General features: G+C 66.1%; 11 protein-coding genes, 1 tRNA gene and 2 pseudogenes. 3 read left to right on the top strand and 11 right to left on the bottom strand.

The window, feature by feature from the left end; all coding sequences use genetic code 11:
• Nucleotides 1-97 precede the first annotated feature (97 nt).
• A pseudogene (locus QP181_RS05670) lies at nucleotides 98-614 on the top strand (Ros/MucR family transcriptional regulator).
• A 48-nt stretch (nucleotides 615-662) separates the two neighbouring features.
• Here the strand turns inward: QP181_RS05670 and poxB are convergent.
• The gene (gene poxB, locus QP181_RS05665) at nucleotides 663-2,402 is read right to left on the bottom strand and encodes a ubiquinone-dependent pyruvate dehydrogenase (RefSeq protein ID WP_333927927.1); all 1,740 of its coding nucleotides are present in this window, start codon (nucleotides 2,400-2,402) and stop codon (nucleotides 663-665) included.
• Nucleotides 2,403-2,730: 328 nt separating this feature from the next.
• Here poxB and QP181_RS05660 point away from each other — a divergent pair, with 328 nt between their 5' ends.
• Nucleotides 2,731-5,148, top strand: coding sequence for a TonB-dependent receptor domain-containing protein (locus QP181_RS05660; RefSeq protein ID WP_333927926.1), 2,418 nt, complete (start codon nucleotides 2,731-2,733; stop codon nucleotides 5,146-5,148).
• A gap of 25 nt (nucleotides 5,149-5,173) precedes the next feature.
• Here QP181_RS05660 and QP181_RS05655 read toward each other — a convergent pair whose 3' ends face one another.
• The 6 genes and pseudogenes from QP181_RS05655 to QP181_RS05630 all read right to left on the bottom strand — a co-directional run bounded on the left by QP181_RS05655 (nucleotide 5,174) and on the right by QP181_RS05630 (nucleotide 11,582).
• On the bottom strand, nucleotides 5,174-5,938 hold the full coding sequence (locus QP181_RS05655; protein WP_333927925.1) for an MBL fold metallo-hydrolase: 765 nt from the start codon (nucleotides 5,936-5,938) through the stop codon (nucleotides 5,174-5,176).
• Nucleotides 5,935-6,726, bottom strand: a pseudogene (locus QP181_RS05650) (TatD family hydrolase). The gene QP181_RS05655 and the pseudogene QP181_RS05650 overlap by 4 nt, the downstream one beginning before the upstream one ends.
• Nucleotides 6,726-8,273: a methionine--tRNA ligase gene (metG, locus tag QP181_RS05645; protein WP_333927924.1), complete on the bottom strand. Its 1,548-nt coding sequence runs from the start codon at nucleotides 8,271-8,273 to the stop codon at nucleotides 6,726-6,728. Before metG ends, QP181_RS05650 begins: the two are co-directional and overlap by 1 nt.
• 50 nt (nucleotides 8,274-8,323) lie before the next feature.
• On the bottom strand, nucleotides 8,324-9,301 hold the full coding sequence (locus QP181_RS05640; protein WP_333927923.1) for a DNA polymerase III delta subunit-related protein: 978 nt from the start codon (nucleotides 9,299-9,301) through the stop codon (nucleotides 8,324-8,326).
• 28 nt (nucleotides 9,302-9,329) lie between these two features.
• The gene (locus tag QP181_RS05635) at nucleotides 9,330-10,493 is read right to left on the bottom strand and encodes a D-alanyl-D-alanine carboxypeptidase family protein (protein ID WP_132896385.1); all 1,164 of its coding nucleotides are present in this window, start codon (nucleotides 10,491-10,493) and stop codon (nucleotides 9,330-9,332) included.
• 102 nt (nucleotides 10,494-10,595) lie between these two features.
• Complete coding sequence (locus tag QP181_RS05630; protein ID WP_333929564.1) at nucleotides 10,596-11,582, bottom strand: lytic murein transglycosylase; 987 nt, start codon at nucleotides 11,580-11,582, stop codon at nucleotides 10,596-10,598.
• A 226-nt stretch (nucleotides 11,583-11,808) separates the two neighbouring features.
• On the opposite strand from QP181_RS05630, the gene QP181_RS05625 reads away from it, so the two are divergent.
• Nucleotides 11,809-11,885 (top strand) — tRNA-Pro (locus tag QP181_RS05625).
• 58 nt (nucleotides 11,886-11,943) lie between these two features.
• Here QP181_RS05625 and QP181_RS05620 read toward each other — a convergent pair.
• From QP181_RS05620 to QP181_RS05605, 4 genes are all read right to left on the bottom strand, one after another.
• On the bottom strand, nucleotides 11,944-12,951 hold the full coding sequence (locus QP181_RS05620) for a zinc-dependent alcohol dehydrogenase family protein (RefSeq protein WP_333927922.1): 1,008 nt from the start codon (nucleotides 12,949-12,951) through the stop codon (nucleotides 11,944-11,946).
• A 59-nt stretch (nucleotides 12,952-13,010) separates the two neighbouring features.
• Complete coding sequence (locus QP181_RS05615) at nucleotides 13,011-14,903, bottom strand: S9 family peptidase (protein ID WP_333927921.1); 1,893 nt, start codon at nucleotides 14,901-14,903, stop codon at nucleotides 13,011-13,013.
• Nucleotides 14,903-17,038, bottom strand: coding sequence for a M3 family metallopeptidase (locus tag QP181_RS05610; RefSeq protein ID WP_333927920.1), 2,136 nt, complete (start codon nucleotides 17,036-17,038; stop codon nucleotides 14,903-14,905). Before QP181_RS05610 ends, QP181_RS05615 begins: the two co-directional genes overlap by 1 nt.
• A gap of 70 nt (nucleotides 17,039-17,108) precedes the next feature.
• On the bottom strand, nucleotides 17,109-18,200 hold the full coding sequence (locus tag QP181_RS05605; RefSeq protein WP_333927919.1) for a metallophosphoesterase: 1,092 nt from the start codon (nucleotides 18,198-18,200) through the stop codon (nucleotides 17,109-17,111).
• Nucleotides 18,201-19,018 lie beyond the last annotated feature (818 nt).

Raw genomic sequence — 19,018 nt, 5'->3', positions numbered from 1 at the left:
GAATAGTGTCGATTATTTCATAACGTCGTGTCTTTTCATTCTGTTGCGCACGTTGTAGTCACGCCCCCGCCGGGGGCCGTAGAGACAAGGACCGAGTGTGACCGATACATTGAACGCCGTTGAACTGGCCGCGGAACTGACCGCAGCGTGGCTCGCGAGATCCGAACACTCGTACGTCGGCCGACGACGTTCCTGCGTTTCTGCTCTCGATGCATGCTGCCGTGGTCAAGCTGACCGATGGCACCGATACCGATGTTGAGGCCGCTCCCGCGCAGAACTACGAGCCCGCCGTCACGGCGCGCAAATCGCTTGCTTCGCCCGATCACATCATCTCGATGCTTGATGGCAAGAAGTACAAAACGCTGCGTCGCCATCTCACCACCAACGGCCTGACGCCCGAGCAGTACCGCGAGCGGTTCAACCTTAAGCCCGACTATCCGATGGTCGCCGCGAACTATTCGGAAGCGCGTCGCGCGATGGCGAAGTCGATCGGTCTGGGCCGCAAGGCTGGCAGCACGGTCGAGAAGGCTGCCGACTCCGCGGTCAAGACGGTCCGCAAGAGCGGCAAGGCCGCACTCGATGCCGCCAAGAAGACGCTCGGCAACGAAGAGTGATCGTACGCGGGGAAGATTGCCGATCTTCCCCGCATCGTTCCGGATGGCCTACAGGCCGGGCAAAGCCAGCCGCAAGTTGGTCTTCGCCAGTTCGACGACTTCGTCACCGCGCCCGTTTAGTATCGCCTTGGCCATATACAGGCTGAAGCCCTTCGCCTGCTCCGCCTTGATCGATGGCGGCATCAGCAGTTCGTAGGACGCCGTCTTGACGGACACCAGTGCCGGACCGTCATGCGCAAATGCCTCGCGCAACGCGCTTTCGAGATCCGCCGACTCGGTGACGTTGATCCCCAGGATACCCGACGCCTGCGCGATCATCGCGAAATCCGGGTTCTCCAGCTTCACGTTGACGTCGAGGAAACCGCCGGCCTTCTGCTCGAGCGCGACGAAGCCCAGTTCGCCATTGTCGACGATCACGATCTTCACCGGCAAATTGAGCTGCTTCAGCGTCAGCAGGTCGCCCATCGACATCGCGAACCCGCCATCGCCCGACAGCGAGATCACCTGACGGCCCGGACAGGCCGCCTGCGCGCCGATCGCCTGCGCCAGCGCGTTTGCCATCGATCCGTGATTGGCGGAGAACAGCAGCCGACGCTTGCCGTTGACGGTGATGTAGCGACACGCCCAGGCGGTCGGCGTGCCGACATCGGCGGAGATGATCGCGTCGTCCGCCGCCAGATCGCTCAAGACCTTGGCGAGATATTGCGGATGGATCGGGCGCCCCGGCTTGGACGGCGCCGCGAGATCGTCGAGCCCCTTGCGAGCACTGGCATAAAGCTTTCGCGCCGCCTCGATGAAGGTGCGATCGGTCCGTCGCGTCAGCCGCGGCAACAACGCGGCCAGTGTCTCGCCGACATCGCCGACGATCCCGAGGGTCAGCGGCGCACGCTTGCCGAGCTGCGACGGATCGCGGTCGACCTGGACGATCTTCGCGTCCTTCGGATAGAAATTGCGATACGGAAAGTCGGTGCCGAGCATCAGCAGCAGGTCGCCATTCTCCATCGCCTGATAGCCCGATGAGAAGCCGATCAGACCGGTCATGCCGACGTCGAACGGATTGTCCCACTCGACATGCTCCTTGCCGCGCAGGGCATGGACCACGGGCGCACCGAGCGTGTCCGCCAATGCGACGACGGCGTCATGCTGCCCGGCACAGCCGGCGCCGGCCAGGATCGTCACCGTCTTGGCCTCGTCGAGCAACGTCACCAGCGTATCGATATCGCCCGCATTGGGCACGATCCGCGGCGGATTGAGCCGAGGGAATGTCCCGCTCGCCCCCTTCGGCGCATCGAGCAGCGCGACATCGCCCGGAACGACGATCACCGCGACGCCACGCTTGCCGATCGCCGCGCGCATCGCCCGGTGCATCACCTCCGGCATCTGCGCCGGGTTGGTAACAAGCTCGACGAAGTGGCTGCATTCGCGGAAGAGTTCCTGCGGATGCGTCTCCTGAAAATAGCCGAGGCCGATCTCCGACGACGGGATATGCGCAGCGATCGCCAGCACCGGCACGTGGTTCCGGTGGCAATCGAACAGACCATTGATGAGATGCAGGTTGCCCGGCCCACAACTGCCCGCACATACCGCAAGCTCACCGGTGATCGCGGCTTCGGCGCCCGCGGCGAAGGCGGCCACCTCCTCATGACGGGTCATCATCCAGTCGATCTTGCCCATCTTCCGAAGCGTTTCGTTGAGCCCGTTAAGGCTGTCCCCGGTGACGCCCCAGATCCGCTTGACGCCGGCATCGGCGAGCGTGAGTGCCATGATATCCGCGATCGTATGAGCCATTGCGCGCTGTTTCCCATGTGATGACCCGCAGGCTTTTTCGTGACCGCTCGTCGACGGGCCTATGCGGTGGTCATCAACGCAAAGCGTCGCCGACGCGATCGGTTCCGTGCCAGCGCGGATCTAACCTAGCGCAAGATCTCCAGCGTCGCCCGCACGACCCTGGGTGTTGCGAAACGGACACGCGGAGATCGCTAAATCGACCTGTCGAAAGGGGCCGACCCGGAATTACCGGCTAGACATCAAACCGTCATCGAAACGTCGCTGCCCGGTAACCTGCCACGTCGATGGGCGCTGAGAGCGCTGCGTCATGGCAGCGCAGGGGACCATTATGAACCGTCTATCCGGCCTTCTCGCCAGTGTTGCCGTGCTCGCGATCGCCGCACCTGCCGTCGCACAGACCACCGCCGATGCTTCGGCTCCGGTCACGCAAGCCGATCAGACGGTGCCGGCCGATAGCGCGGGCGCCGACGGCTCGCAGGGCACCCCCGCCGACATCGTCGTGCTCGGCTTCGGCCAGAGCCGCCAGGTGCAGAGCGTCAGCGCGGTCGATCTCGCGCGCCTGACCCCCGGTTCGAGTCCGTTGAAGGCGATCGAGAAACTCCCCGGCGTCAATTTCCAGGCGTCGGACCCGTTCGGCGCGTATGAATGGGCGGTCCGCATATCACTGCGCGGGTTCAACCAGAACCAGCTCGGCTTCACGCTCGACAGCGTACCGCTCGGCGACATGAGCTACGGCAACGTCAACGGCCTCCACATCAGCCGCGCGATCATCTCCGAGAACGTCGCGCGCACCGAAGTCGCGCAGGGCGCCGGCGCGCTCGGCACCGCCTCGACCAGCAACCTCGGCGGCACGATCCAGTTCTTCAGCGACAAGCCCCGCGACACGCTCAACGTCACTGGCGGCGGCACCTATGGCTCCGACAACACGTATCGCGGCTATGCCCGGCTCGACACTGGCGATCTCGGCGGCGGCCTCAAGGGCTATCTGAGCTATGGCTACCTCACCACCGACAAGTGGAAGGGCGACGGCGTCCAGCGCCAGCACCAGGCGAACGGCAAGATCGTCAAGGATCTAGGCAGCTTCGGCAGCCTGTCGGCGTTCGTGAACTTCTCGGATCGTCGCGAGCAGGACTACCAGGATCTGAGCTACGACATCATCCGCCGTCGTGGCCTGCGCAACGACAACATCGCCGATAACTACCCGCTCGCGCTGCAGATCGGCAAGACCTACCAGAATCAGGCGGCGCTCGCCTCCTACACGAAGGCGAACAACGGCTCGTCGGTCGGCTTCGTCGCGCCTTGGGCCGGCGTCGGCACGACTTTCCCGACCGGGTTCGGCACCGTCGACGACGCCTATTTCGATGCCGGTGGCGTACGCCGCGATTATCTCGGCGGCGTGACCCTGAACGCGAACCTGACGCCCGAACTGACGATGGTCACGACCGGCTATTACCACGACAACAAGGGCCAGGGATCGTGGATAACGCCTTATTCGCCAACTGCGGCGGGTGCGCTGAACCAGGACGGCAGCGCGATCACCGCGCCCAGCCCGCTCGGCTTCCGCACGACCGAGTACAGCATCAAGCGCGGCGGTGCGCTCAGCAACATCGCCTATGAGACGGGCGCGAACACCGTCGAGGTCGGCGGCTGGCTCGAGACCAACACCTTCACGCAGGCGCGGCGCTTCTACGGGATGACCGACAGCGCGACGCCGAACCGCGACGTGCTCGAGTTCCAGAAGAACCCGTATGCGACGCAGTGGGACGGCAAATACGGCACCGACACGATGCAGTATCACGTCGAGGATACGCTGAAGCTCGCCGGCGACCGTCTGGTCGTCAACGCCGGATGGAAGGGCGCCTATGTCGTCAACAGCGCGACGATGCTGCCCGACACGACCTCCCCGCTCGCGGTCGGTCGCATCTCGGCGAAGGACTGGTTCCAGCCACAGGCGGGTATCCTGTTCAAGCTGACCCCGGCGGCGGAAATCTTCGCGGACTATACCGAGAACATGCGCGCGTTCGTCTCGTCGGCGACGACCGGGCCATTCGCGGCGACTCAAGCGGGCTTCAACGCCGTCCGTGGCCGCCTCAAGCCCGAGCGCTCGAAGACGGCGGAAGGCGGCGTCCGCCTGCACAGCGGACCGTTCCAGGCCTCGGCGGTCGGCTATTATGTCGACTTCTCGAACCGCCTGCTCGCCTTTGCCAACGGCGTCGGCATCCTCGGCAACGCGCCGACGCTCAACAACGCCGGCAGCGTGCGGACCTATGGCGCCGAAGTCTCGGCCAACTACCGCGTGTTCCGCCCGCTCTCGCTGTTCGCCAGCTACTCCTACACCAACGCGGAATATCAGGACACGGTCACCGACGCCTCAGGCTCGGTCCAGGTCCGCAAGGGCGATACCGTCGTCGATACGCCCAAGCACATGGTCAAGGGCGAGATCGTGCTCGAACAGTCCGGCTTCACCGGCCGGGTCGGCGCGGACTATATGAGCAAGCGCTACTTCACCTACCTCAACGACCAGTCGGTGCCGAGCCGCGTGCTGGTCGACGCCAGCATCGGCTACCGCTTCGAGGGCGACGGCCCGATGCACGGCGTCGCGATCGAGGGCAACGTCACCAACCTGACCAACAAGAAGTACATCGCGACGGTCGGCTCGAACGGCTTTACCGCGAGCGGCGACAACCAGACGCTGCTCGCCGGCGCGCCGCGGCAATTCTTCGTGTCGCTGAAGAAGGGCTTCTAAGTAGGCGGACGGGCTCGTGCGGCCGTCAGGCTGTCAGCACGAGCCCGTCATAACCGGGCTCGACCCCACTGGGCAATTCATCGCGCAACGTCGCGTAATCCATCGTGTTGTCCATATGGATCAGCGCGGTCCGCGTCGGCGTGAGGCGGTCCACCCAGCCGAGCACCGCCGACAACTCCATGTGCGTCGGATGCGGTCGCCGGCGAAGTGCATCGACCACCCAGATATCCAGATCTTGATACAGGGTGCCCATATCGTCAGTCATCACGTTGAAATCGGTCGCATATCCGATCGACGTGCCGTCCGCATCGAAGCGCAGGCCGGCGGCGTGGATGCTGCCATGCGGCTGATCGGTCACGCGGATGTCGATCCCGCCGATCCGCAATCGGTCCGGCAAGACCTCGGCCGCGATCGTCGGCGGATAGCCGGGGCGACCATGAAAGGCATAGGTGAAGCGCGCATCGAGCGCCGCCAGCGTGAACGGCCGCGCATAGCCGCGGACCGGCGTTCCCATCGCGTGGAAGAGTTGCCGCACGTCGTCGATGCCGTGGCAATGATCGGCATGGTCGTGCGTCCAGAGTATCGCATCGACCCGGTCGATATCAGCCGCCAGCAACTGCTCGCGCATGTCGGGACTGGTGTCGATCAGGATCCGGGTGCCGTCATGCTCGACGATTGCGGAAGCGCGCGTGCGGCGGTTACGTGGCTCGGTGGGGTCGCACTCGCCCCAGTCGTTGCCGATCCTCGGCACACCCGAGGATGTGCCCGAACCGAGGATCGTGATCTTCATGCTGCGACGGCTCCAGACGCTCGCGTCTTGGCGAACAGCGCATGGAAGTTCTCGGCCGTACGCCGCGATAATTCCTCGACATTCTCGCCGCGCAGATCGGCCAGAAACTGCGCAGTATCCGCGACGAAGCCGGGCTCGCCGGTCTTGCCCCGATGCGGTACCGGCGCGAGGAACGGCGCGTCGGTCTCGATCAGCAACCGCTCAATCGGCAGCCGTGCGGCGGTTTCCTGCAGGTCCCGCGCGTTCTTGAACGTCACGATCCCCGAGATCGAGATATAAAGCCCCATCTCCAACGCCTTGTCGGCGAAAGCTCCGCTCGCAGTGAAGCAGTGGATGACGCCGGGATAGGCCCCCTTCGCCATCTCCTCCGCCATGATCGCCGCGGTATCGTCCTCGGCATCGCGGGTGTGGACGACAATCGGCAAGCCCGTCTCGCGGGACGCCGCGATGTGCGCGCGGAAGCTCGCCTGCTGGCGGGCACGGTCGGAGGTGTCGCGGAAGTAATCGAGGCCACTCTCGCCAAGCCCGACAACCCGCGGATGCGCCGCGCGCGATCAGCTTCGCCGCGTCGACGTCGGGATAGGTATCCGCCTCGTTGGGATGGATGCCGATCGTCGCCCAAACGTCCGGCTCGCGCTCGGCGGTGCCGACGATATCGTCCCACTCGCTCTCGCGCGTCGAGATGTTGAGCATCGCCGTCACGCCGCGTGCCGCGCGCGTTCGAGCACCGCCTGCTGGTTCTCGACGAGGCCCTTGTAGTTCAGGTGGCAATGGCTGTCGGCGAGCATCAGGCCTCCGCGGGCATTTCGAGACGGGGAAACACGGGCGATGGCGGCGCGATCCGGAAGTCCGATGCGGCGATCCGGTCGTACCAGCCATCGTCGTCGATCGCGGCGTGGTCGCGCTCGGTCGCGCCGATCTGGTCGAGCACCTTGCCAGCGGACTCGGGCACGACCGGCAGGATCGCGATCGCGAGCATGCGGATCGCGCGGACCAGCGTGCGGAGTACCGCGTTCATCCGCTCGGGATCGGTCTTGCGCAACGCCCAGGGCGCCTGCGCGTCGATATACTGGTTGCAGGCGAACACGCCGCGCATCCACGCCTCGATGCCCTGCGACAGCGCGAGATCGGTGAAGCCCGACTTGAACCCGGCGCAGGCGACGACGACCTCCTCGATCAGCATGCCGTCGGCATCCTGGACCGTACCCGCCGTGGGAAACTCGCCGCCCAAGTTCTTGGCGATGAACGACAAGGTCCGCTGCGCAAGGTTGCCGAAGCTGTTTGCCAGCTCGGCATTCACGCGCATCACGATCGCCTCGGGCGAGTAGCTGCCATCCTGCCCGAAGCTGACCTCGCGCAGGAAGAAATAGCGCAGCGCATCGACGCCGAACGCATCCGCGAGCGCCATCGGATCGACGACGTTGCCGACCGACTTCGACATCTTCTCGCCGCGCGTCAGCAGGAATCCGTGGCCGAACACGCTCTTGGGCAGCGGGATGCCCGCCGACAGCAGGAACGCCGGCCAGTAGACCGCGTGGAAACGGACGATGTCCTTGCCGATCAGATGGATATCCGCCGGCCAGTATTTCGCCTTGTCGCCGGTCATGTCGGGATAGCCGATCCCGGTCAGGTAGTTAGTGAGCGCGTCGACCCACACGTACATGACGTGTCCAGGGCTGCCCGGCACCGGCACGCCCCAGTCGAAGCTGGTGCGCGAGACCGACAGATCCTTCAAGCCACCCTCGACGAAGCGCATCACCTCGTTGCGACGGCTTTCGGGACGGATGAAATCGGGGTTGGCGGCGAAGAGATCGAGCAAGGGCTGCTGATATTTCGACAGGCGGAAGAACCACGTTTCCTCGGCGGTCCACTCGACCGGCGTACCCTGCGGCGAGCGGCGATCGTCGCCCTCCCCGGTCAGTTCGGACTCGTCGTAGAACGCCTCGTCACGGACCGAATACCAGCCCTCGTAGCGGTCGAGATACAGGTCGCCCGCATCCGCCATCGCCTGCCAGATCGCCGAGCTTGCGGCGTAATGATCCTCGTCGACGGTGCGGATGAAACGATCATAGGAGATGCCAAGACGGTCCGCCATCGCGTGGAAATACGACGACATTTCGTTGGCGAGGTCGCGCACGGGCATATCGCGGTCGCGCGCGGCCTGGACCATCTTGAGACCGTGTTCGTCGGTGCCGGTCTGGAACAGCACGTCGCGGCCCGCCTGGCGCTGGAAGCGCGCGATCGCATCGGCGGCGACCATCTCGTAGGCGTGACCGATATGCGGACGGCCATTGGGATAGTGGATTGCGGTGGTGATATAGAAAGGATCGGCCATGCCGCGCTCCTAGAGCATCGCCCCGGTGAGGTGAAGCCTGCGCGGCCCGATCACTGGCGTAATGTCGCGACGATCCCCGCCATCTCGAACACGGTCGCCTGCGCATCGAGCGACAGCCCGATCGCCGCACCCGCCAACTCGCGTGCCGCAGCGTGCGCATCGAGCGCGGATCGCAGCGCTGGGCCCGACCGGGCCCGGGCGGCGTCGGCGATGAACGCCGGCGCACGGTCGAGAAATGCCTCGTACCGCGGTTGCGCTGCCTTGAGCCCGAGCGCCTTGGCCAGCTTCAACCGGCGTCCGTTATCCCGATCGCCGTCCTGCGCGATCGCGGCGATGGCATCGTCGATCGCGGCGATGTCGAGCCCGGCGTAGCGAAGCGCGCGACCCGGCGCGCCCTCGCTCGCCCGCACCAGCGCGGCGACCTCACTCTCGTCGGCATCGGGCTGCAACGTCCGGATCGCGGTCGCGACCTCGCCGTCCGAGAGCGCCTCGAACCGCAGCAACCGGCATCGCGACCGGATCGTCGGCAGCAACCGGCCGGGCGCATGGCTGACCAGCAGGAAGATCGTCCCGGCCGGCGGTTCCTCGAGGTTCTTGAGCAGCGCATTCGCCCCGCCCCGCTCCAGATCGTCGATCGCGTCGATCACCACGACGCGCCGCGGACTCATCGACGGCGTCGTCGCGAACAGCGGTTGCAGCGTCCGCACCTGTGCGATCGTGATGCTGCGCGCGAGATCCTGATCGGGCTTTTCCGGATCTTTCGGCAGTCGCGCGAGCACGCGGAAATCGGGATGCGACCCGGCCTCCATCAGTGACCGCGTCCGGTTCCCCTCGGGAACCTCCAACCCGGTCGACCCGCCATCGGGATCGGCCGCATCCGCCAGCATCCGCATGGCTGCGGCGCGCGCGAAACTCGCCTTGCCGACACCCTGCGGTCCGGCGATCAGCCATGCGTGATGCAACGACCCGCCGCGCATCGCCGCCATGAAGGCGGCCTGGGCGGCGGAGTTGCCGATGATTGGCGTCATGCCGGCAACGCCGTCGGCGCCGCGGTCATCAGCCGAAAAAGCCGGTCAGTCCTGCCCATGCACGCCCGAAGAAGCCGGCGACCGCAACGTCCTTCTCGGCGACCAGCGGCATCGTCTGCTGGAGACCGTCCGAGGTCGTCACGACGAGATCGGCGACATGCTGGCCCGCCTTGATCGGCGCCTTGATCGGCCCCTGATAGACGACCTTCGCGGTCATGGTCGGCGAGGTGCCGGCGGGCAACGTCACGGTCAGCGCCTTGGGTGCGACGAGGCCGACCGACGCGCTGTCGCCCATCTGGACGGCTGCGGTCTCAACCTTCTTGCCCTTCGCGACGATCGGCTTCGACTGCCACGCACGGAAGCCCCATTCCATGAACCGCACCGACTCTTCCGCACGCTGGCCCGCGCTCGTCAGGCCAGCGACGACCATCACCAGGCGACGGCCGTTCTGGATGGCGGACCCGGTAAAGCCATAGCCGGCTTCCTCGGTGTGACCGGTCTTGAGCCCATCGGCGCCAGCGACGCGGCCGAGGATCGGATCGCGGTTCGCCTGGGTGATGGCGCTGCCGCCCATCGTCTTGCCCCAGGTGAAATCACGCTTCGAATAGAATTGCTTGTAGAGATCGGGATAGTTGGTGATCGTCGCCGCGGCGAGCTGCGCCAGATCATGCGCGGTGACATAGGTGACGCCATTGTCGGGCCAGCCATTGGCGGTGCCGAAATGACTGTCCTTAAGGCCGAGTTCGGCGGCCTTGCGGTTCATCCGCTCTGTGAAGGCCTGCTCCGAGCCCGAAATGCCCTCGGCGAGCACGATGCACGCGTCGTTACCCGACAGCGTGACGATCCCGTAGAGAAGATTGGCGACGCTGACGTTCTCACCCGACGACAGGAACATCGTCGAACCTGCTGACGGACCATGCCATTTCGCCCAGGTCTCGGGCCGCACCGGCATCATCTGGTCGAGCTTCAACTCACCCTTCTTGACCATGTCGAACGCGACATAGACCGTCATCATCTTGGCGAGCGACGCGGGCGGCATGCGGCGATCCGCATCGCGCGCGAACAGGACCGCGCCCGACGACAGATCCTCCATATAGGCGATCGGCGCCGCGGTCTGGAACTGCGGCGCGGCGGCGATGGACGGGTGCGCCAGCGCGAGGGCGACGAGCGGTGCGACGATCAGCTTCTTCATGGGGTATTCCGTGAGCAAAAGGGCGGTCCGTGGGCAGGATGTGATGCAGGTCATAGCCGCGCCCGGCGACCGCGTCACGTATCCGTTGCGTGCAAATTCAGCCTAGCGCTCGACCGCGTCGGCAAGCAGCCCGACCGACAGCGCATAGAAATTCGAGCAGTTGTAATCGAGGATCACGCGGTAGTTGCTGGTCAGGAGATATGCGGTCGCCCCCTGCCCGTCCGGCTCGAGCAGCGTCGCCATCACGCTGTCGGCGGGCAGGCTGCGACCTTGCGGCGAAATCCCCAGCGCGCGCCATTCGGCGATCGTCCGCCAGCCGCTATGCCGCTCGAACACGCGCGGGCAGCGCGGCGAGACGAGCCGGTTACGCACCTGCGACCGGTCGAACCCCGCGGGCACGCTGACCGCGACACCCCAGGGCTGACCCGCACGCCAACCCGCATCGACGAAATAATTGCCGATCGACGCCAGCGTATCCGCCGGGCTGTTCCAGATATCCGCACGCCCATCGCCATCGCCGTCGCGCGCCAGACGCAGATAGATCGACGGCAGGAACTGCGGGTTACCGGTGGCACCTGCCCAGCTCCCCTTCAACTGGTCGCGCGTCACGCCGCGATCGAGCATCTTGAGGCCAGCGATGAACTCGCCCGCGAACAGCGACCGCCGTCGGCCTTCATAGGCAAGGCTGGCGAGCGACCGGAGCAGATCGAAATTGCCGGTATAGCTGCCGTAATTCGTCTCATGCCCCCAGATCGCGACCATGATCGATTCGGGCACGCCCGTCGTCTGCTCGATCCGCTGCAAACGAGAGCGTTGTGCCTGATAGGTCTGGCGACCGCGCGCGATCCGCGCCGCGTCGACATGCTGCGTCCGATACGGTGCGAACGCCGGCACCGCGCTGGGGTTGGAAGCCCCTGGCTGTTGCCGATCGAGATCGATCACCCGTTGATTAAGCGTCAGGCCGGGAAACACCGCATCCGCGGTCCGCGTGCTGACCCCCTCGGCAAGCGCCTGCTGCCGGAGCGCGACCATATAGGCCTGAAACCCGGCATCGTCCTGCGCCCGTGCCGGACTGCTGCCGGCCAGCATGGCGACGACGCCGATCACGAGATTGCGCAGCCGCACGGTTTTCGATGTCCCACCCATCCGAAGGCTCTGCCACAGACGTGCCGCGATCGGAACCTCGCATCGTCGCACCGGGCGCACGCACGACCGTACCGCCCTCGTCGGCGATGCTTTGCCCTCGGTCTTTCATCACGAAGAACACGAAGCCGCTTGCCATCCGGCGAAGGCTGCGGCTAAGGGCCGTCGCAGTCGGGGAGTGGCGCAGGCTGGTAGCGCACCTGGTTTGGGACCAGGGGGTCGCAGGTTCGAATCCTGTCTCCCCGACCATCTGCCGGTGCGGTTTCGGCCGCACCGGTATGGATCTCGGGGCCTTACACCGACACCCTCACCATTCGACACCGATCTTGCCGAAATGCTCGCCGCTCATCTCGAACGCGAAGGCGTCCGCGAGCGTGTCGAGCGAGAAGCGACGATCGATGACCGGACGGATGCCAGTCGTGTCGAGCGCGCGGACGAACGCCTGTTGATCGGCGCGACTACCAACGATTAGCCCTTGCAACCGCGCCTGCTTCGCCATCAGCGCGGCGGTCGGCACGTCGCCGCCACGTCCGGTCAGCACACCGATCAGCGATATGTGGCCGCCGATCCGCACGGCCGCGATCGACTGCGCCAATGTCTCCGGCCCACCGACCTCGACCACGTGATCGACCCCGCGGCCACCGGTCCACGCGGCGATCTTGTGACCCCAATCCTGGTTCTCGCGGTAGTTGAGCGTGAAGTCGGCGCCAAGCGCCTTGGCCCGCGCCAGCTTGGCATCGGACGACGAGGTGATCGCGACGATCGCGCCCATCGCCTTGGCGATCTGCAGCGCCCAGATCGAGACGCCGCCGGTGCCGAGCAGCAGCACCGTGTCGCCCGCCTTCAGACCGCCATCGACCACCAGCGCGCGCCACGCGGTGAGGCCCGCAGTCGTGATCGTTGCCGCCTCGACCGCGTCATAGCCGCGCGGTGCGTGCGTAAACGCGGTTGCGGGGAGGACGACATGCTCTTGCGCGAACCCGTCGATCCCATCGCCCGGGGTGCGGTTGAAGTCGCCGATCGTCGGTGGACCGTTCTGCCAGTCGGGGAAGAAGCACGATACGACGGAGTCGCCGGCCGCGAACTCTGTGACGCCGTCGCCGACGCGCTCGACGATGCCGGCCCCATCGGACAGCGGCACGCGACCCTCCGCGCTCGGCATCTTGCCGGTGACGACGCCGAGATCGTGGAAATTGAGCGAGCTGCCGTGGATCGCCACCCGGATCATGCCGGGGCCGGGATCGCCCGGATCGGCGCGGTCTTCGGGCTGGAGCGTGTCGAGGCCCACCGGGGACCGCAGCGTCATGACCTTCATCGCAAACTCCTCATCTGCGGATCACAACGCCCCGATTCCCCAAATTGTCCCGTCCGGGCTTACTGCGCCTTCAGATACCGGTCGAACCATCCGACCGATCGTTTGCGGACATCGGCGGCATTGGCGGGCGCGCGGATGCCGTGGCCTTCGTCGGGATAGATCACCAGGCTGGTCGGCACGCCCAACTCCTTCAGCGCGTGCCAATATTCGATCGACTGGGTCGGCGGCACCTCGATGTCGCGCTCGCCGACATAGATGAAGGTCGGCGTCTTCGCCTGCTTGATGAAGCTGATCGCGGACACCGCACGATAGGCCTCGGGATCGTCATAGGCGGACTTGCCGAAGAACGGGATCATCCACTGGTCGATGCCGTTGGTGCCGTAATAGCTGATCCAGTTCGACAGCCCGGCGCCCGCGACGATCGCCTTGAAGCGATTGGTCTGGGTGTTTGCCCACATCGACATGAACCCGCCATAGCTGCCGCCGGTGAGTCCGAGGCGCGCGTCGTCGACCGGCGCGATCTTCTCGACCGCGTCGATCCCGGCGAGAATATCGCGCAGGTCGCCGCCGCCGAAATCGCGGCGGTTGGCGGCGGTGAACGCCTCGCCCTGGCCATAGCTGCCGCGCGGGTTGGGCATGAACACGTAATAGCCCGCGTCGAGCAGCGCCGCCGGCCCCGATCCGCTACCGACATAGCTGGGCGTATTCGCCGCCGACGGACCGCCATGGACGATCGTGACCATCGCCGCTTTCCGCGCAGGGGCGGCCGATTTGGGGGCGAGCAGCCAGCCCTGGACGTCGAGCCCGTCATTCTTCCACGTCACGCTGCGCGCGGACGCGTTCGCCGGGAGCGCATCATTGTTATGCGTGATCTGGCGGGGTTTCGCTATCGGGCCTGCGAAGATCGCCGGGCCGTGCGTGAAATCCTGCACGGCGGTCGCGACGATCCGGCCGTCCGCGCTATAGGCGGCCTTGCCCTCGCCCGCCGCGAAGCTTGCCGGGCGGCTCCAGCTTACCATCGTCTTGCCGGTCGGATCGAGCGTCGCGATCTCGGCCGCGTCGCCGTGCAGGCGGACCGCACGCAGGCCACCGCCGGTCCAGTCGAGCGAGGTCACCGTCGCCTTCGCGCCCTCGGTCCGGTTGACGGGTACGCCACCCGCGATCGGCACGGTCCAGACATCGCCGCCGATCGAGCCGAAATCGCTCATCAGGCCGCCGATATACGCAACCGTGCGGCCATCGGGCGACACGCGTGGCATGTTGAGCTGCGTCGTCGGCTTGGCGATCGTGCGCACCGTGCCGGTATCCGCATCGACCGCGTCGAGCGTCGCCACCCACCAATTGTTGTCGCCATTGCCGAGCGCGCTCGTGACGACGAAGCCGCGGCCGTCGGGGGTCCAGTCATATTCGTAGATATAACGGTCCGCCGGCGACACCGGCTTGACCGTGCCGGTTGCGAGATCGACGATCGCGAGACGTTGCTCGTCGCTGGTCTCGCCGATCTCGCCGACTTGACGCACGCCGGCCTGCGTCGCGCCGGCTTCCTTGGCCGCGCCGAAGGTCGCGAGCAGCGCCAGCCGCTTACCGTCGGGCGAGAAGCGCGGTGCCTGGGCGATGCCGTCGATCGCCGCGACCTGCCGTGCGCCGCCGGCGTCCGCCAGCATCACCAGCGCGCGGGATTTGCCCGCCTCGCGCGCTAGGAAGGCGATCCGGCCATCAGTCGCAAAGGTCGGCGCGCCGTAGCTGCACGTCGCACAAACATCGATCGTCTGGACGATGCCGCCGTCCGACACGCGCCGCACGACGATTGCTGCATGCGTGGGCGTGACGGGTTCGATGCTGGCGAGACGATCGCCCGTCGGCGCGAGCGCGAGCGCGCCGTATTGATGCACCGGCGCCTGCGCGAACGCGGGCGTCGTGACGAGCAGCGCTGCGATGGCAAACCTACGCATCACTTGCCGCCCGCCGTCAGGCCGCGGTCTTCGAGCATCGGACCGATGTCCGGGTCCTTGCCGTAGAACGCCTTGAACATCGGCCCGTAATCCTCGGTATGGCCCTTCGACAGGATCATGTCGCGGAAGCGCTGGCCGTTCGCGCGCGTCAGCCCGCCATGCGCCACGAACCACGCATACGCGTCGTTATCGAGCATCTGCGTCCACAGATACGCGTAGTAGCCGGCCGCATAGCCACCAGCCCAGATGTGCGCGAAATAGCTGGTCCGATAGCGCGGCGGCACGTCCTTCGTGTCGAGCCCCATCGAGTTCAGCGCCTTGGTCTCGAACGCATCGACATGCTGCGGCCCCGCTGAAGCCGGCAGCGAATGCCAGTCCTGGTCGAGCGTCGCCGCCGCGACCAGTTCACCCAGCTCATACCCCTGGTTGAACTTCGCCGCGTTCTTGATCTTCGTGACGAGCGCCTGCGGCATCACCGCACCGGTGCGGTAATCCTTGGCGTAGTTCGCAAAAACCTTCGGATCGAGCGCCCAATGCTCATTGAACTGCGACGGGAACTCGACCCAGTCGCGCGCGGTGTTGGTGCCCGAGACCAGCGGATAGGTCTGGTTCGCGAACAGCCCGTGCAGCGCGTGGCCGAATTCGTGGAACATCGTCGTCACGTCGTCGAACGTGATCAGCGCGGGCTGGCCCGGCGCGGGCTTGGTGAAGTTGCCGACGTTATAGACGACCGGCTTGGTCTTCAGCAGCTTCGACTGGCCGACGAAGTTCGACATCCACGCGCCACCCGCCTTGTTGTCGCGCTTCCAGTAATCGAAATACATCAAGCCCAGCTCGGAGCCGTCCTTGTCGTAGACGGTGAACACGCGGATGTCCGGCTGGTAGGTCGGGATGTCGCGGCGTTCCTTGAAGGTGACGCCGTAGAGCTGATTGGCGGCGAAGAATACGCCGTCGGTCAGCACGCGGCTGATCTCGAAATACGGCTTCAGCTCGTTCTGGTCGAGGTCGTACTTGGCCTTGCGCACCTTGTCCGAATAAAAATCCCAGTCGGACGGTGCGAGCGGGAACGACGCGCCGGTCGCGTCGATCGTCTTCTGCAACTCGGCCGCTTCGCGACGCTGTTCGGCGGCGGTCGCAGGCACCAGCTGAGTCATGAAGCCCTTTGCCGCCGCCGGGGTCTTCGCCATCTGGTCGTACAGCGAATAGGCGGCATAGTTCGGATAGCCGAGCAGTTGCGCCTTCTGCGCACGCAACTGCGCGATCTTCTGGATCAGCGCACGCGTATCGTTCGCATCGCCGCGCTGCGACCGGTTCCAGCTCTTCTCGAACAGCGCCGCGCGGGTCGCACGATCGGAGAGCGAGGCCAGCGCCGGCTGCTGCGTCGTGTTCTGGAGCGACAGCACGTACTTGCCGGGCATCCCCCGCTCCTTCGCGCCTTCCGCCGCCGCGGCGACTTCCGCATCGCTCAGCCCGGCGAGCTTGGCCTTGTCGTCCACCACCAGCGCGCCCGCCTTGGTCCCGGCAAGCAGCTTCTGCTGGAAGTCGGTCGTCGCGGTCGAGATCTGCGTGTTGAGCAACCGCAGCTTGGCCTTGTCGGCATCGCTCAACTGCGCGCCGGCGTGGAGGAAATCACTGTGGTAGATCTCAAGGACTTGGCGTTGCTCGGCATCGAGACCGAGCGAGTCCTTCTTCGCGTACAGCGCCTGGACGCGCGCGAAGAGCTTGGGGTCGAGATAGATCGCGTCGCCGTGCTGCGCCATCTTCGGCGCCACCGCGCTGCGGACCTTGTCGAGCGCATCGTTGGTGTTCGCCTGCGACACGCCGAAGAACGCCTGGCTCGCGCGGTCGAGCGTCCGGCCCGAGCGCTCCATCGCCTCGATCGTGTTCGCGAAGGTCGGCGCGGCCGGGTTGTCGGCAATCTTGCGCATTTCGGCGATCTGCTCGGCCATGCCCTGTTCGAGCGCGGGCTGGTAATCGGTGTCCTTGATCTGGTCGAACCGCGGCGCCTGGAACGGCAGCGTGCTGGGCACGGTCAGCGGATTGACGCGACCGGTATTGGGCGCCGCCAGGAGGGTTGCGGGGCTGGCCAGGCAGCACAGGATGGCGGCGGAACGGAGCAGGCTGGAACGCGGCATCTTCAGACTCACAATGGCAGGAGTGATGACGCTCTTGTTGCATGGAGCGCCAAGGCGTTACAATGTCTCGTTATTGATCGTGCGGCAGCGCGCGACGCAGCGTGATCCGCGTCATTTCGGGTGGGCGGCCTAGCCGCAGCGCGAAGCCCGGCCACAAGCCGGTGCCGTTGCTGACGTACAGAGTCATGCCGTCGACGTCGTAGCGGCCCGCGACGAAGCCGCCATTGGCGAGCGCGAAGATCCGATCGAAGCCGCGGATCATCCCGCCATGCGTGTGCCCCGACAATTGCAGCGCGACGCCGCGCGCCGCCGCCTGCCGCGCCATCTTCGGCTGGTGGTCGAGCAGCACGATGGGCGCGGACTTGGGAGCGCCGGCCAATGCGGCGCCGAGGTCGGGTCCCGCCTGCCCGACCGCGGGCGCGGACAGATCGGTCACGCCGGCGATCACGAGCCGCGCATCGCCGCGCGCGAGCAGCACATGCGCGTTGGGCAGCATGCGGATGCCCATCCCCGTCAGGTGCCGCATCCACGCCGCGTAATCGAAGAAATATTCGTGATTGCCGGGGATCGCGTAGACGCCGTCGGGCGCGCGCAGATCCGCGAGCGGCGCGACGTCCTCCCGCCGCATCGCCACCGATCCGTCGATGAAGTCGCCGGTCACGACGATCAGGTCGACCCCCGACGCATTCGCCCGCTCGACGACTTTCCGTGTCCACGCCGCCGGAAACAAGCGGCTGATGTGTAAGTCGGTGAGCTGCAACAGCCGATAGCCGTCGAACTGCGGCGGCAGGTCGCGGATCGCAACCTCGATATCCACCACCGGCGGCACGCGGATCGCGTTGGCGACGCCGATCGCAGCGAGCAAAGCGGCGAGTGCAGCGATCGCATAGCGCACGCCGTCCGGGACGACCGTGCCGCGCTGGACGATCAGCATCACCAGCGTGCCGAGATCGACGAGGATCTGAAGGATCGCGAGCAGCAGGATCGCCCCGAACGCCCAGTTGAACGCAATGACGATCGCGCGGGGGAATTCGGGTGCGAACACCGATCCTGACGAGAGCCGGCTCCACGAATGATATTGCGACGCGAGCAGCAACAGCACCGCGACGCCGAGCTTGACCGGGATCGCCAGCGACAGCGGCCAGAGCCATCGGCCGATCACGTACAGGCACGGCAGCGAGAAGATCAGCTGGAAGATCGGACAAGTCCTTTGTCGGCGCGCCCCGCGGACCGGGGACAGCGCGCCTCGATAACGCCGGAGAGCCGCCTTCGCTGCAACTTTCTGCTTACCGATCCTCCCCCGCAAGGGGGAGGTGGATCGCGTAGCGAGACGGAGGGGGAGGAAAGCGAAACCGCTGTTCCGTGTCCGCCCCCTCCGTCGCCAAACGGCGCCCCCCTAGCGGGGGAGGATCAGACACTACCGCGAATACACCCCGATCAGCGCACGCCGCAGCATCCGGTCCTCCAGCGAGAAATACAGCGCGATCCGGTCGCCCTCGATCACCGTCGACGCGGCGAACGCGATATCGGTCGCCTCGCGGCTGAGCGCAGGCGGCGGCACGAGCATCGGCTCGATCCCGCGCCCGGTCACGCGCGTGAACCCCGGATCGAAGCTGATCCAGCCGATCCGCCAGCGCGCGTCATGCGTCGCGCCGTTATAGAACATCACCGGGTCGCGGTCGCCGACCTGGATGATCGGCCCGGTCGACAGATGCCAGTTATCCCAGCTGTCCTCGCGAATCCCGAACGGATCGGGCAGCACGGTCCACGGGCCCTTTGCGGTCGGGGCACTGGCCATCCCGATCCGCGACGCCTCGTTCGCGGCATATTCGTAGAACAGGCGCCAGTCGCCCGCCGACGTCTGCGCGAGCGTCGCCTCCTTGATGTTGCCCTCGCCCGGCGGCGCCTTGAGCACCAAATCCTCCTTCGCCAGCGCGGTGAGCTCGCGCCCCGCCGCGAGGATCATCGAGCCCTGCGCCC

The sequence above is a fragment of the Sphingomonas sp. LR55 genome, from assembly GCF_036856015.1.
In the GTDB taxonomy this organism is placed as follows: domain Bacteria; phylum Pseudomonadota; class Alphaproteobacteria; order Sphingomonadales; family Sphingomonadaceae; genus Sphingomonas.
This window is presented reverse-complemented; position numbering and strand designations above follow the sequence as displayed.